General features: G+C 73.3%; 1 pseudogene. It reads right to left on the reverse strand.

From position 1 onward, the window contains the following. Positions 1 to 314: 314 nt before the first annotated feature. Positions 315 to 836, reverse strand: a pseudogene (locus tag PV350_RS46775) (hypothetical protein); the annotation flags it as partial.

The raw sequence follows: 836 nt of genomic DNA on the forward strand, positions 1-836 counted from the left end.
CCGTGACCGGGCCCGCCTCCCCGAGCGGCTCCCCATCCCCCAAGCCGGAACCGACCCGGTCACACCTCGAGAAGTTGCTGCTGGGCGCCACCGTCACAGCGGGCATCGCCCTCGGCGCACTCGGCGTGACCTCTTCCTACCAGGCGCTGCTGAACAAGGCTGCCGCCTCACCCGCAGCAGGAGGATGGGGGTGGGGCGCCCACCCGTGGATGCTGCCCATCGGCCTGGACTTCGTGCGCCGGGTCCGTGACGAGATCAGGGCCCCGTGGAGAACCTCATCGCCGAGATCGGTCTGCGCCACGCGGACCTGGGCCTCAGCCGATCCTGACCCGGCCGCGCACCGTGATCTGATCGATCTCCGACGTCCGCACGGTCACCGCCAGGTCCCAGGTGCCGGATACCGGCACCTGGAAACCCGAGGTGGTCCAGCGGCCCGCGGACAGCCGCCGCACCGGCGCCCGCAGCGGGCCGATCCCCTGGGCTTTCAGGGTCAGCGCGACCTGCACCTCGGGGACGTCAAGCATGTCGCCGCCGGGCCGGGTGACCGACACGTTCACCGCGTTCGCACCGCTGCGGCCGGGATCCACCACGGCGGTCACGGTGCCCCGGCCACGTGTGCCGTGCGTGTCGAACGGCAGCTCCACGGCCGGGGGCGCGGCCGCCGCGGACTCCTGGGTGCGGGCTGGTTCGGTGGAGGTGAGGACCGCGGTGATGGCGAGTATGCACACGCCGACCAGGGTCTCGGCCGCTACCCAGCGACGCAGCGCGGGCCGTGCCGGGGTGGTGGCCGGGGGTGTCTGCGGGTTCTCCTGGCCGGTGGCCGGGCGGGGTGCTAC

Source organism: Streptomyces sp. PA03-6a (assembly GCF_033792765.1).
GTDB lineage: Bacteria > Actinomycetota > Actinomycetes > Streptomycetales > Streptomycetaceae > Actinacidiphila.